Here is a 13,327-nt window from a genome sequence, read left to right as displayed (position 1 = left end):
ACATGGATGAATTAGATCTGTTAAAAAAGGATTGGAAAAAGCAGGACAAGACCCTGCCCCATCTCTCCTATGACGAAATATACAAAATGCTATGGAAGCGCAGTTCTTCCATCGTTAAATGGATATTCATCATCAGTATACTTGAATTCCTTCTGGGAACGATTCTAAACCTGGTGCTCGCCGATGATGAGTACTGGGAAAAGATGCGGGAATTTGATATGACCGAATTTTCGATTGTCGTCTACATTATCAGTTACGCGATCACCTTTTATTTTATCTATAAATTCTACACGAACTATCGTCGAATTTCGGCCAATGCCACTGCAAAGAAATTGATGGAAGACATCTTGAAAACGCGTAAAACCGTTAAATTCTACATCGCTTTCGTACTGATTTCCAGCGGCATTTCGTTCCTGGTAGGCTTATTCCTGGTCATTCGCCACCATATGCAAACCATGACCGCGGAACCAGGAAGCAATATGCAGTTTGAAACCAACCAGTGGCTACTGTTCATCGGGGCGATCATCTTGATTTTAGGCGTGTTCCTGCTGATCGTTTGGTGTATTTACCGCCTGATCTACGGAATTTTACTGAAAAGACTTCAGAGAAATTACCGGGAACTCAAGAAACTAGAAATGTAATTTTAGTAGCCCCAGCGGCGCTGTTCGTTCAGTTCTTCCATGGCCTTGATCTCTTCCGTAGGGATCACTTTCAGGAAACTTGGGTGCTGCTCAATCGCAAATTCCAGTTTTTCCACGATCTCTTCAATAGAGTCATTTTCATAATCGATCTCCAAAGGCGGTTTGATCTGGAAACTCTGCAGAATTCCCCGCTTTTTGATACGCAGTCCTTTTTTGTCAAAAGATCGTCGGAAGCCATCAATAACGATCGGGATCACAAGCGGTTTATGATTCTTGATGATATGCGCAGTTCCCTTCCGAATAGGTTTGAAAGGTTTGGTTGTTCCCTGCGGAAAGGTGATCACCCAGCCATCGTCCAGCGCCTTCCCGATGTTTTCCGTATCGTTAGGGTTCACTTCGCGTTTTATTGATTTGCCTTTCTCTCTCCAGGTACGCTCCACGGTGACTGCTCCGGCATAGGCCATGATACGAGCCAAAAGTCCTGCTTTCATCGTCTCCTTTGCCGCAACGTAATAAATATTCATTTTAGGTTGCCAGATGTAGCCAATGTTTTTAATGCTATCCACTCGTCCGCTCAAACTGGCGTTGAAAACGTGGAACATGGCCGTGACATCGGCGAAATAGGTTTGATGGTTCGAGACAAATAAAACATTGGTTGCAGGAAGATTTTTTATGATTTCTGAACCTTCAATTTGCAGTTCGTTGAATCCGCGATAGCGCCGGTGAGTCAGCACTCCGAAAACCCGGATCAACCACTTTTTTAAGATTAAATAATGACCAAAAGGATTCTTTTTGAATAATCCCATTTTTCTGCTTGTTTATACCCTACCTATACAAGTCGGCAAATATATGAATTTGTTTAAATTTTAAACTTTCCTTAACATTTCTCGAATTTCACTCAGCATCATTCCAGTCGCCCCCCAAACGATCTGTTCGTTCAGTTTGTAAGCAGGAACATTAATATTGGTTGCGTAGGACGTGGTTAATCGCTGTTCCACCAGAGTCGCATCACTTAAAAAATCGGCAAGGCGCACCTCAAGGATCTCCTCCACTTCTGTTTCCTGCGGAACCAGTGCCGGTTTTTCTTCCATTATCCCAAGGAACGGATATACCCAAAAATTGGAAGGCGGGATGTACAACCTGGTTAAGGCGCGAAGCACCTGGATCTGATGTCTCGGGATGCCAACCTCTTCTTCAGTTTCTCTCAGGGCCGTATGGGAAAGGTCCTGGTCTTCTGCTTCCACCCTCCCGCCGGGAAATCCTACTTGGTTGTAATGCACGCCTTTATAGGTTTTCCGAAGAATCAATACAAAGTTCGTTTCCCCGGCATCCGGATAAAAAACCGCCATAACTGCGGCTTCATTCGGGTTTCTTCTGGCAATATCTATAGACTTCAGTTCCTCAATCCGCATCATGGGAGCCAGTTTTAGTTGGGCTTGTTCTCCCGGAAGTGGCATTTTTTTTAATTTTGGAACTGCATTCTTAAAATCTTCAAACCTCATGCTTATAAATCGCTACCTAATCGTTTTTATGCTTCTTTTCATTTTCGCAAGCTGTGAAGATAAGGAATCTTCTTCAAAAAAAGAGCCTGAACTTACCGCAAAAGAACGGGCTGAGCAGCGAAAACAGGATTCAATTCAGCACTACCGGGACAGTCTTTTCAAAGCTCGAAAAGCAGAGTTAAAAGAGGAACATGAAGTGACCAAAATTGAAAAAAACCCCATGTTCCCGATCGCTCAGGAAGAGCTGATTCCAACTCTTACAAAATATGGTAAAGAAAACCCGGAAACCCGAATCAGGATCAAAACCGAATATGGAAATATAGACGTTCAGCTTTACCGGGACACCCCCCTTCACCGGGCCAATTTTATCATGCTGGTCAAAAATGGCTATTTTGACGATACAGTATTTCACCGAGTAGCTCCCGGATTTGTGATACAGGGTGGGAATTCAGACAGCCAGTCGACTGCTACCATGCGCGGACAGGTAGGAGACTATCTCATCCCGAACGAGCTGGAACCAGGGCATACCCACTCTTATGGAGCCTTCTCCATGGCGAAATATGCTGAACAAAACATCAGTAAGGCTTCATCTCCATTTGAATTCTTTATTGTAATGGCCAAAAACGGAACGCCTCACCTCAATGATGAGCATACTGTGCTGGGACGCGTAGTTTCCGGAATGGATGTGGCCGAGAAGATCAGCCAGGTTAAAACAGGAGAATCAGAATGGCCAATTCGGGACATTCATATGGATATCGAGATTTTAGACTAGGATCATTGCTGCGTGTAATAATTGTAATCGTCGATCACCCGTTTCACGAATTCCATTGGGCGTTCTTCAAAACGAACATCGAGAACTTCAGCCAGCCTGTCGCTTAAATTCAGAATTATATGGTGTTCGTTGCGGCTACGGGCACGAGTATAGAGAGCTTTCACTTCCTGAATATCCTTATCGCTCAACACGGTAACCTGAGGATATTTCGGAACATAATTCTTACTGACTTCAGTCATCAGAGTACTGGAAATACTATACTTCCTACGCAGATTGATCACCGTGGTTCCGGCCGCAATATCGCCAAGTCGCTGCCCTTTTCCGTTGAAGAGAATACACACCACCGCCACTGCTCCACTGCTCAGGCTGATATCAATAATCCTAAGCAACCAGCGCACGAGATAATTGGAAAAGGAAGGCCTGCTCCCATCCTTTCGAACAACCTGAATCTGGAGTAAGGCTTTGCCAGGTGTTTTTCCATTCCATAAACTTTCCCAAAGGATGAAATACAGTAAAGCCGGTAAACCCAGTACCATGTACATGATCATGGTGGAACTTTCGCCAACCGCCCCCATTACAACCATAGCAATGATAAAATAGGCCGCAATAATAGTGGCGTCTACGATGAATGCGAGGATGCGTTCCCCTATCCCGGCAATGTTTTGTTCGATACTGATATTTTGAGCAGTCTCGATTTGAAAGTTATCCATGAAATATGTTTCTTTGAGTATTAATCAAAAAACAATGCGCGAAGCGGCTTTTGTGAGGCAAAATAAGGATAAATGGGGGAAGTATGAAAGCATCCTTCAGAATAAAAATCGCATTGCTCCGGAAGAACTTTCAGGGATCTATATTGAATTGAGCGACGACCTGAGTTACGCTAAAACCTATTATTCTGGCAGTAATACCGTTGCTTACCTGAACGGTCTTGCTTCCGCAGCGCACCAAAAGATCTATAAGAACAAAAAAGAATCTGGAAATAGGTTCGTAAAATTTTACACCAAAGAGTTTCCACTTCATTTTTACCGCTTTCGCCACCAGTTATGGCTGAGTTTTGCCATTTTTGCCCTGTTTACCCTTATTGGTGCATACAGCGCCGCCACCAACGGAGCTTTCGTTCGTTCGATCCTTGGCGATGCATATGTGAACATGACTTTGGAAAATATTGCCAACCAGGATCCTATGGCTGTCTATAAACAGGCCGCGCAAACTGATATGTTCCTGGGAATCACAATCAACAATATCAGGGTCGCTTTAACGACCTTTTCCTTTGGCGTACTGGCAGGGCTTGGCAGCGTTTATTTACTGATGCAAAATGCCGTGATGCTTGGCAGTTTTCAGTATTTCTTTTACGATAAAGGTTTGCTTTGGGAATCTGCCAGAACGATCTGGATTCACGGAACTATCGAAATTTCTGTCATCATCATCGCCGGCTGTGCTGGTCTCGTCGTGGGCCGCGGAATACTTTTCCCAGGTACCTATTCCCGGTTAAAATCGTTTATGATGGCCATTAAAGACGGACTCAAAATCGTCATGAGCACCATCCCATTTTTTATCGTAGCAGGTTTCCTGGAAGGCTTTGTAACCAGAATGACCTCGATGCCAGACTGGCTCGCGATATTAATCATCAGCAGTTCGTTAATGCTGATACTTTTTTATTACGTTTATTACCCGATTTATTTACATAAAAGAACCGAAAATGACCAAAGAACCTATCAGGTTTAAAAAAGAACGGGAACTGGGAGAAATTCTTAGCGCCACGTTTAAATTTCTAAGAGAAAATTATAAAGCGCTGTTTGGCGTACTCCTTAAGACAACCGGGCCTGCACTCGCATTATTGCTATTGAGCCTGGCATTCTATTCTTTCCAGACCGTTGGCAGTATTGGGGTTCAATCAATGTTCAGCGGTGGAACGGCATTGCTGGCAACCGCTATTTTACTGATCACTTACCTGGTTTATTACGCCGCGCTTACCGGGACCATTTACCACAGTATTCGATCCTATATTTCTCATGAAGGACAAATCATTCCGCAGGAGGTGTATTCCGGGGTGAAAAGCGATTTCGGCAACCTGCTCGCCATTTCAGTAATCTCCGGTTTGCTGGTGTTTTTCGGATTTTTATTACTGCTGATCCCTGGTATTTATGTGGCCGTACCACTTAGCCTGGCGCCAGCCATCATTGTTTTCCGGAACAAATCGGTTTTCGACGCCATTTCAGATTGTTTTGAACTGGTTAAAAATAACTGGTGGGCTACTTTCGGGAGCATTATCGTTATCAGCATCATTGTGTATATCGTTGGCCTCGTGTTCCAAATTCCTACGATCATTTATTTCATCATCAAAACGATGACCGTTTTTCAGGAAGGCACTCTTGCTGATCCCAGCTCCATGTTCGATACTGGTTACATCATTATGAACATCATTTCCTCGATGATCCAGTATATAATCTACGGAATCACTCCCATTGGTTTTGCTTTTGTGTATTTCCATTTGAATGAAAAGAAACATTTTACAGGAACTTACGAAACCATTCAAAACCTCGGAAAGAAAGACTAATTCTTGAAAAAGCTGTTATTCCTTTTCCTGCTATTGCTGCCTTTTCTGAATTTTTCTCAGGAAAGTGATACACTGGTGGACGAAAGGAAGGTACTGATGGACAGCTCGCAGGCAATGCCGCTCAGGTTCGACGAATCGTATTTCGAAAAACTGAAAGATGACCCAGATTTTTCCTATATCGATCACCAAACAACAGAAAGCTGGTGGTCCCGGTTCAAAAACTGGCTGAACAAACAGTATCAGCGACTGGTTAATTGGTTATTTGGCAGTTATTCCCCGGGCTCATTCCTGGCATTTATAATTCAATTACTGCCTTATTTGCTGATAGGTATACTGGTAGCCCTCATCATCTGGTTGTTTACCAAACTCAACCCGGCTCGTAATTATTCCAGGAACCAGGGTACGCCAGGCGTACTTTTGAACGATGAGGAACAGCTCGTCAAAAATGAAGATTTGGATCAATTGATTCAGCGAGCTGTTGCAGAGCAGCATTATCGATTAGCCGTTCGTTATTATTACCTCGCGCAACTTCGGAAATTGGATGACCTGAAGATGATTGTATATGAATTTCAGAAGACCAATATGGAATACGCTGCTGAAATCGAAGATGAACTCGTGAAACAACAGTTTTTGCAGAATACACGCTTTTATGAATTCATCTGGTACGGTGGATTTCAGGTCTCAGAAGCCGACTTTGAGGTCGCCCAGCGCAGTTTTCAGAAGATGGACCAAATAATTAAGAATACCGCGGCATGAGCAAGACCTATAAAATAGCGCTCGGTGTCTTTTTCCTGCTACTGGCAGGGCTTGTATGGCTGGAAGCGAATGAACCCGAACCCATCAACTGGAGTGAAAGTTATTCGGCAAATGACAAGATTCCTCTCGGAACGTATCTTTTTTATGAAAATTGGAAAAATCAGGATCCATCGATCAGAAAAATTGAAGTACCACCTTATGAATACCTGGAAAAACAGCCTGATTCCGGCACCTATTTCTTTCTGAACAATGTAGTGAACTTTGATAAAAGTGAAATGGAACAGCTTCTTTCCTGGGTGGCCAACGGGAATCAACTCATGATCAGTTCCCACGGTTTTGGACAGGCCCTGGAAGATACCTTGGGAATACGCACAGCCGCGTCATACCTTGCTGAAAATTTTGAATTTAAGTCGAAACCACAAGTCAACCTGGTCAATCCTTCACTAGCGCTTCCGGAAGACGGGTTTTTTGATTACGAAGTGAGCAGTTTTTATTTTACCAAATTTGATACACTCAAGCATACGGTTCTCGGAAATTTGGATCCCGGAAAAGGCCGAAAACGAGTGAATTTTCTGAAAGTCCCCTTCGGTAAGGGCCAGGTATTTCTTCACAGTACACCGGAAGCATTCAGCAATTTCTTTATGCTGAAAGGGGAAAATAAAATCTATGTGGAAAACCTGCTGAGTTATTTCCGCGGAAAAAATATACTTTGGGACGCTTATTATAAAAGCGGTAAAAGTTTTTATACTTCCCCGCTCTATATTTTGCTGAATAATCGCTCCCTGAAATGGGCTTATTATTTTATACTCATTTCGGCGATCCTGTTCATTTTATTTGAAGGAAAAAGAAAACAACGCGCCATCCCGGTAAAGCTTCCGCTTCAAAATCGCTCGTATGAATACACCCAAACCATAGGTGAACTTTTTATTGAAGACAAGTCTTTTTATCGGCTAGGAATCAATAAGATAAAATTATTCATGGAATATTTACGGAGTCATTTAAAGCTCGATATTTCAAGCGTAAATGCTTCAGACAGAGTGAAAGTCCTGGCTGCCAGAAGTGGAAATTCCCAGGAAGACACCAAAGAGTTAGTAGAATTAATCAATAGCTTTCAGCAGGAGAAAAGAAACGATAAAGAGGCTTTTCTGAAACTGAGCCGAAGCATTAATGCCTTTAAAAACAATTATGGAAAATCAAACCAACGATAACGAAAACCTGGATTTCCAGAACCGAATTCCGCTGGAAGATCTGAAAAATTCGGTCTCCCAGTTAAAAGCTCAACTTTCACAGGTGATCGTGGGCCAGGAAACCTTTGTGGAATTACTGATCGCCGGACTTCTTTCCAACGGCCACGTGCTGATCGAAGGGGTTCCGGGAGTTGCCAAGACGGTCACGGCGAAACTCTTTGCTCGCTGCCTGCAAACCGATTTTAGCAGGATACAGTTCACGCCAGATCTAATGCCGAGTGATGTATTGGGAACTTCCGTTTTCAACGCAAAATCAGCTGAATTTGAATTTAAAGCCGGTCCTATTTTTTCCAACATCATTCTGATCGACGAGATCAATCGTGCTCCCGCTAAAACCCAGGCAGCACTTTTTGAAGTGATGGAAGAACGACAGGTAACGATCGATGGCAAACGCTATGAAATGAAACCTCCTTTTATGGTACTGGCTACCCAAAACCCCATTGAGCAGGAAGGGACTTACGCACTTCCGGAAGCGCAACTGGACCGTTTTATCTTCAAAATTGAAGTGCCCTATCCGGCTCTTGAAGATGAGATCAGGATTCTACAGTCACATCATGAACGCAAAGGCAGACTGCCGGAAAGCGAGATCGAAGCAGTTCTCAGTCCGGCAAAACTGGAAGAATTAAGAATCCAGATCCACGAAATTGTAATCGAAGAAAAACTTCTGTCATATATTGCCGAGATCGTTCATAAAACGCGTAATCATCCGCATTTGTACCTGGGTGCGAGTCCGCGGGCATCGATTGCCGTAATGCGTGCTTCCAAGGCTTTTGCGGCAATAGACGGCCGGGATTTTGTAAAACCGGAAGACATTCAAAAAGCCCTGGTTCCTGTCATGGGTCATCGCTTAATTATTTCACCTGACCGTGAAATGGAAGGAATGACGAGCGCGTCAGTTATTGAAATGATTCGCCAATCTGTTGAAATCCCACGCTAGTGCTGAAATTCCTGCGATCATTATATTTAAGTTCCAGGCTGTTTTACGCCCTATTCGGCATTTCGCTGCTCTTTTTGGTTTCATTCTGGTTCAGCCCGTTATATCCTGTAACCTGGATCTTAACCGCTGCCCTGGTTGTGATCCTATTGGCCGAGATCGTCCTACTCTACCGGGAAAATGGAATGATTGCGGAAAGAATTCTACCGGAAAAATTCTCTAATTCTGATGAAAACATCGTTCAGGTGAGCATTAGGAATCGCTATAATTTCCCCATTTCAACGGAAGTTATCGATGAGATCCCGGTACAGTTTCAGAAAAGGGATTTCCTGAAAAAGTTCCTGTTACCAGCCCGGGGAGCGTACCAGTTCGAATACCTTTTAAGACCGGTGCAGCGCGGTGTGTATATTTTTGGGAATATGAACGTTTTCGCAGCTACATTCCTGAAACTGGTGAAAAGACGTTATGTTTTCAATAAAGATCAGGAAGTAAAAGTTTACCCGTCCTTCATCCAGATGAAAAAACTGGATTTCCTGGCTAGTGACCGGAAGGTCCCACAGTATGGCCTGAAAAAAATCAGGCGGATTGGTCATACCATGGAGTTTGAACAAATCAAGGAATATGTTCGCGGCGACGATGTTCGTACCATTAACTGGAAAGCTTCTGCGAAACATTCCAGACTGATGGTCAACCAGTTCCAGGATGAAAAAGCACAACCGGTCTATTCTATTATTGATGGCGGCCGACTTATGAAAATGCCTTTTGAAGGCTTGAGCCTGCTGGATTATGCCATTAACAGCAGCCTGGCTTTTTCGAATGTAGCCCTGAAGAAAAAGGATCGCGTGGGATTCATGGCTTTTTCTAAAAATCTGGACCTTTTCCTGAAAGCCAATTCCCGCTATTCCCAGCTCAACCAGATCATGGAACTGCTTTACAATTTGAAAACCGATTTCCTGGATAGTGATTTCGGCTTCTTGTATTCCAGGATCCGGAAAAGGGTTCCCAACCGAAGCCTTTTAATGCTATATACCAATTTTGAGCATATTTCGTCTTTAAAACGCCAATTGCCTTATCTTAAAGCCATCGCTAAAAAACATTTATTGGTAGTGATCTTTTTTGAAAATACCGAAGTGCTTAAATTAACTGAAGAACCTGCCAACAATCTTACCGAAAGTGCCCATCAGGTCATGGCCGAACAATTCGTGCAGGACAAAAAACTGATGCTTTCAGAACTTCAGAAACACGGAATACAGGCCGTTCTTACCAAACCAAAAGATCTCAGCACTTCCAGCATTAACAAATACCTTGAAATCAAGGCGCGAGGCTTATTGTAACAATTCAGCAGCAAAAATTGACAATTCGGTCAATGCTTTTTAAAAATCAGGTAAAGCAGGCGTAGGTTTGAAAGGAATTTAAAACTTACCATTATGAAAACAATCGCCTTACTCCTTGCCTTTTTAACAGGATCTGTACTCTTTGCTCAATCCGAAACCAACGACTCCCTGAAACCCGGGACTATTCACGTCAGCATCCCTAATGTATCCAGCGACCAAGGGGAAGTCTTACTGGCTTTATACCAAAAAGATAATTTTCTAAGCCACGCACCCAAGTTCCACGCTATGTCTAAAATCGAAAACGGTGTTGCAGAGGCTACCTTTGAAAATGTTCCTGAAGGCACTTACGCCATCGTTCTGTATCACGACAAAAATGGCAATAAACAAATGGATTTCGATGCCAACGGAATGCCTCTGGAAGACTATGGAGGCAGCGGTAATGCAATGTCTTATGGCCCACCAAACTGGGAAGACTGTAAATTTGATTTTCACCAGGAAAAACTGGAAATGGAGATCAGGTTATAAAAATTAATTCCTCACAAATGGCCGCTGGTATCAGCGGCCATTTTTTTATAGATAAAACAAACTTAAAATTTTAATCATATAAGAAAAATCTATTTAAATTTGCACTATAAATTGTGACTACATGACTATTACCCAACTCCACTATGTCCTTGCGGTAGCAGAACATAAGAACTTTACGAAAGCCGCCCAAAAGGTTTTTGTAACCCAGCCTACATTGAGCATGCAGATCCAGAAACTGGAAGAAGAACTGGAAGTAACCATTTTTGACCGGTCCAAAAAACCGATACAGTTGACAGAGGTGGGCGAAAAGATCGTTCAGCAGGCACGGAATATTGTGAATGAAAGCGATCGTATACAGGATATCGTAGACCAACAGAAAGGATTTATAGGAGGAGTTTTCAGGCTGGGAGTGATTCCCACGGTAATGCCCACACTACTCCCGATGTTTATTGGGCATTTCATGAAAAAATATCCGAAGGTCAAACTTAAGATTGAAGAACTACATACCGAAGCGATCCTCGAAAAATTAAAGGAAGGTCATTTAGATGCAGCCATAGCGGCAACTCCGTTAAAAATCGAAGGTATTAAAGAAAACGCTCTATATTATGAACCGTTTGTAGCCTATATTCCCGAAAATCACCCTTTATCCGGCATGGGAAAGCTGGAAGTGAACGACTTGGATATCAACGAATTGCTATTACTGGAGGACGGGCATTGTTTTAAAGATGGTATCATCAACCTTTGCAAAGCTTCTCGAGAATATGATGAAGATCAGCTTCAGTTAGAAAGCGGTAGTTTTGAAACACTTGTGAAACTGGCCAACGAAGGTCTCGGCATGACCTTGTTGCCTTACCTGCATACGCTGGACCTGCACGAGAGTGAGAAAAAAAATCTGAAAATGTTCAAAGATCCGGTACCGGCCAGGGAAGTAAGTCTTATTTACAATCGCAGCGAACTGAAGATGCAGATTATTGAGGCAATAAGAAGTACTATTGCCGGCGTGGTCAAAGGCGCGATCACCTTTCAGAACGTGCAGATCATCAGCCCTCTAAAACGTCAAAAAGAACTTTCTCATTAATTAAAAAGCGGCTAAAAAGCCGCTTTTTTTAAGTATTTAAATAAATTAAACATTGATTTAATTCTGGATTCTGCCTGGTTAGTGCGATAATCCAAAGTCTTAATTCCTCAATTTCATGAGGTAATAAACGTTGAATTGCCTTTTTAACCTCTTTGCAGAACAAGTTTGCATCAAAACTGACCTTGTCAAGTACAATTTTGGTGTATTCAAACATCGCTCTCGCCATAATTTGATACTGATTTAAGTTAAAGTTAGGTTGATAAATGCGTAGAAGTTTACAATAGGCAAACAGATTTTTCGGATGTTGTAATATAGCGAATTATCCTCAAAAGTGCTGTTTTCAGAAACTATTTTAACATATTAAAATCGATTATCCCCGCTGATGATATCGCCTAAACCTCCTAAAATACTGCCCTCGCCCTTATCTTTACCTCCGCACTGGGGAGCCGCCTGTAACACCCTGTTCGCAAGTCGGCTAAATGGCAGGGACTGGATATAAACCGTTCCAGGACCGGTAAGCGTGGCGAAGAATAAACCTTCTCCACCAAAGATCGTATTCCGAATACCACCAACAAATTCAATATCATAATCCACGGTTTGCGTAAACCCGATGATACAACCCGTATCTACCCGAAGGCGTTCGCCCGGAGCTAGTTCTTTTTTTGCCATAGTTCCGCCGGCATGGACAAAAGCCATCCCATCTCCCTCAACTTTCTGCATGATGAAACCTTCACCTCCAAAAAATCCTCTTCCCAGTTTCCTGCTAAACTCGATACCAATGGAAACTCCTTTCGCTGCACAGAGAAATGCATCCTTCTGGCAAATGAACTTACCGTTGAAACGAGTAAGGTCAATAGGAATAATCTTTCCGGGGTACGGCGAGGCAAAGCTGATCTTCTTTTTTCCGGAACCAATATTGGAAAATACCGTCATAAAAAGACTTTCACCGGTAAGCAGGCGTTTTCCAGCACCCAGTATCTTACCGAGAAAACCTTCATCCTGTTTAGAACCGTCACCAAAGATGGTATCCATCCTGATGCCGTCGTCCATCATCATAAAATTACCCGCTTCGGCGATCGCTGCTTCCTGAGGGTCCAGTTCCAGTTCGACATACTGCATTTCTTCCCCAAATATCTCGTAATCTATTTCGTGTGCATTCATTTTCGTGGTTTTGATTGACAAATGATTTATTATAGGTTACTGAAAATGGAGATTTGTTACATCAGGATTTCAATTTAACGGTCCATTCGAATTCAAAAACCGATACTTCAACCCCATCAGAATTGGTACCTATGGAAGTCATCCAACAGGTTTGCCCCTGCCCGGTTTGTATAGTTTTTTGCACGGCTTCGGTGATCTTCTGGCCATCATAACATTTGAACCTGATCTTTCCGGTGGCTTTCTTTTTAAAAACCGATTTATTCTGAGCCACGAGCATCGAAATCTGCTTTCCCTCCTGTTGTATTTTCGACATTACCAGGGCCCCGGTGCTTAGTTCCGCTGCCATAGCCTGGACTGCAAAATACATGGAACGAAAAGGGTTCTGATTGATCCAGCGATGCGTAACACCTACCTCACACTCGGTATTATCTATGGCTTTTACGCGTACACCGCATAACCATGCGCTTGGCAATTTGAGCATTACGAACTGGTTGATCTTGGATGCTGTGAATTTCATATATGTTTTTTAGGCTCCTCTAAATTACTAAGAATTCCGAAATCTCTAAATCTTAATTAAATGTTAAATTTAAGTACTTTGTTTTGCATAATACCTTCTTTTAGATATATATTTGCATAAGAACCTAATAGGTTATAGAAATCATCAATCAATTACATCATGAAAAAATCATCTCACATTCAAACAGTTGCGCTTCCAGAAGCGCATTTAAAAGTTCAGAAAATGAAAATGTACCTGGCCATCAGCCTCATTTACATATTGTTTCTCAGCGCCATTTTTCTATAGTATTATCCTTTTAAAGAA

17 protein-coding genes are annotated in these 13,327 nt (G+C 42.6%); 11 read left to right on the top strand and 6 right to left on the bottom strand.

The window, feature by feature from the left end; all coding sequences use genetic code 11:
• The first annotated feature begins 2 nt into the window (after window positions 1-2).
• A complete protein-coding gene (locus tag GRFL_RS14230; protein ID WP_083645257.1) occupies window positions 3-641 on the top strand; it encodes a hypothetical protein in 639 nt (212 codons plus the stop codon).
• 2 nt (window positions 642-643) lie between these two features.
• Here GRFL_RS14230 and GRFL_RS14225 read toward each other — a convergent pair whose 3' ends face one another.
• Complete coding sequence (locus GRFL_RS14225; RefSeq protein ID WP_083645256.1) at window positions 644-1,447, bottom strand: lysophospholipid acyltransferase family protein; 804 nt, start codon at window positions 1,445-1,447, stop codon at window positions 644-646.
• Window positions 1,448-1,507: 60 nt separating this feature from the next.
• Complete coding sequence (locus tag GRFL_RS14220; RefSeq protein WP_341475752.1) at window positions 1,508-2,098, bottom strand: NUDIX hydrolase; 591 nt, start codon at window positions 2,096-2,098, stop codon at window positions 1,508-1,510.
• Window positions 2,099-2,171: 73 nt separating this feature from the next.
• On the opposite strand from GRFL_RS14220, the gene GRFL_RS14215 reads away from it, so the two are divergent.
• Window positions 2,172-2,915 (top strand): peptidylprolyl isomerase, encoded by a 744-nt coding sequence (locus tag GRFL_RS14215; RefSeq protein WP_236995803.1) that lies wholly within the window; start codon window positions 2,172-2,174, stop codon window positions 2,913-2,915.
• 2 nt (window positions 2,916-2,917) lie between these two features.
• Here GRFL_RS14215 and GRFL_RS14210 read toward each other — a convergent pair whose 3' ends face one another.
• The gene (locus tag GRFL_RS14210; protein ID WP_083645253.1) at window positions 2,918-3,625 is read right to left on the bottom strand and encodes an RDD family protein; all 708 of its coding nucleotides are present in this window, start codon (window positions 3,623-3,625) and stop codon (window positions 2,918-2,920) included.
• A gap of 34 nt (window positions 3,626-3,659) precedes the next feature.
• Here GRFL_RS14210 and GRFL_RS14205 point away from each other — a divergent pair, with 34 nt between their 5' ends.
• From GRFL_RS14205 to GRFL_RS14170, 8 genes are all read left to right on the top strand, one after another.
• On the top strand, window positions 3,660-4,640 hold the full coding sequence (locus GRFL_RS14205) for a stage II sporulation protein M (RefSeq protein WP_083646155.1): 981 nt from the start codon (window positions 3,660-3,662) through the stop codon (window positions 4,638-4,640).
• Window positions 4,615-5,472 carry a hypothetical protein gene (locus GRFL_RS14200; RefSeq protein ID WP_083645252.1) on the top strand — a complete coding sequence of 286 codons (858 nt, stop codon included), beginning with the start codon at window positions 4,615-4,617 and terminating at the stop codon, window positions 5,470-5,472. Before GRFL_RS14205 ends, GRFL_RS14200 begins: the two co-directional genes overlap by 26 nt.
• A 3-nt stretch (window positions 5,473-5,475) precedes the next feature.
• Window positions 5,476-6,228 carry a DUF4129 domain-containing protein gene (locus GRFL_RS14195; RefSeq protein ID WP_086047675.1) on the top strand — a complete coding sequence of 251 codons (753 nt, stop codon included), beginning with the start codon at window positions 5,476-5,478 and terminating at the stop codon, window positions 6,226-6,228.
• Window positions 6,225-7,436, top strand: a complete 1,212-nt coding sequence (locus GRFL_RS14190; RefSeq protein WP_083645250.1) for a DUF4350 domain-containing protein — start codon at window positions 6,225-6,227, stop codon at window positions 7,434-7,436. The genes GRFL_RS14195 and GRFL_RS14190 overlap by 4 nt, the downstream gene beginning before the upstream one ends.
• Complete coding sequence (locus GRFL_RS14185; RefSeq protein ID WP_083646153.1) at window positions 7,414-8,412, top strand: AAA family ATPase; 999 nt, start codon at window positions 7,414-7,416, stop codon at window positions 8,410-8,412. The genes GRFL_RS14190 and GRFL_RS14185 overlap by 23 nt, the downstream gene beginning before the upstream one ends.
• Window positions 8,412-9,743, top strand: coding sequence for a DUF58 domain-containing protein (locus GRFL_RS14180; protein WP_083645249.1), 1,332 nt, complete (start codon window positions 8,412-8,414; stop codon window positions 9,741-9,743). The genes GRFL_RS14185 and GRFL_RS14180 overlap by 1 nt, the downstream gene beginning before the upstream one ends.
• Window positions 9,744-9,836: 93 nt before the next feature.
• Complete coding sequence (locus GRFL_RS14175) at window positions 9,837-10,268, top strand: DUF2141 domain-containing protein (RefSeq protein ID WP_083645248.1); 432 nt, start codon at window positions 9,837-9,839, stop codon at window positions 10,266-10,268.
• A gap of 121 nt (window positions 10,269-10,389) precedes the next feature.
• Window positions 10,390-11,346, top strand: a complete 957-nt coding sequence (locus GRFL_RS14170; RefSeq protein WP_083645247.1) for a hydrogen peroxide-inducible genes activator — start codon at window positions 10,390-10,392, stop codon at window positions 11,344-11,346.
• A gap of 28 nt (window positions 11,347-11,374) precedes the next feature.
• Here GRFL_RS14170 and GRFL_RS14165 read toward each other — a convergent pair whose 3' ends face one another.
• The 3 genes from GRFL_RS14165 to GRFL_RS14155 all read right to left on the bottom strand — a co-directional run bounded on the left by GRFL_RS14165 (window position 11,375) and on the right by GRFL_RS14155 (window position 13,024).
• Window positions 11,375-11,572, bottom strand: coding sequence for a hypothetical protein (locus GRFL_RS14165; protein ID WP_083645246.1), 198 nt, complete (start codon window positions 11,570-11,572; stop codon window positions 11,375-11,377).
• Window positions 11,573-11,706: 134 nt separating this feature from the next.
• Window positions 11,707-12,507 (bottom strand): TIGR00266 family protein, encoded by an 801-nt coding sequence (locus tag GRFL_RS14160; protein ID WP_083645245.1) that lies wholly within the window; start codon window positions 12,505-12,507, stop codon window positions 11,707-11,709.
• Between the two features lie 61 nt (window positions 12,508-12,568).
• Window positions 12,569-13,024 (bottom strand): DUF4442 domain-containing protein, encoded by a 456-nt coding sequence (locus GRFL_RS14155; RefSeq protein WP_083645244.1) that lies wholly within the window; start codon window positions 13,022-13,024, stop codon window positions 12,569-12,571.
• A gap of 159 nt (window positions 13,025-13,183) precedes the next feature.
• Here GRFL_RS14155 and GRFL_RS18305 point away from each other — a divergent pair, with 159 nt between their 5' ends.
• Complete coding sequence (locus tag GRFL_RS18305; RefSeq protein WP_257787365.1) at window positions 13,184-13,309, top strand: hypothetical protein; 126 nt, start codon at window positions 13,184-13,186, stop codon at window positions 13,307-13,309.
• The last annotated feature ends 18 nt before the right edge of the window (window positions 13,310-13,327 follow it).

Origin of the sequence: Christiangramia flava JLT2011, from assembly GCF_001951155.1 — a bacterium.
GTDB classification, from domain to species: domain Bacteria; phylum Bacteroidota; class Bacteroidia; order Flavobacteriales; family Flavobacteriaceae; genus Christiangramia; species Christiangramia flava.
Note: the sequence above shows the minus strand (reverse complement) of the source record. Positions and strands in the feature narration are given on the sequence as shown.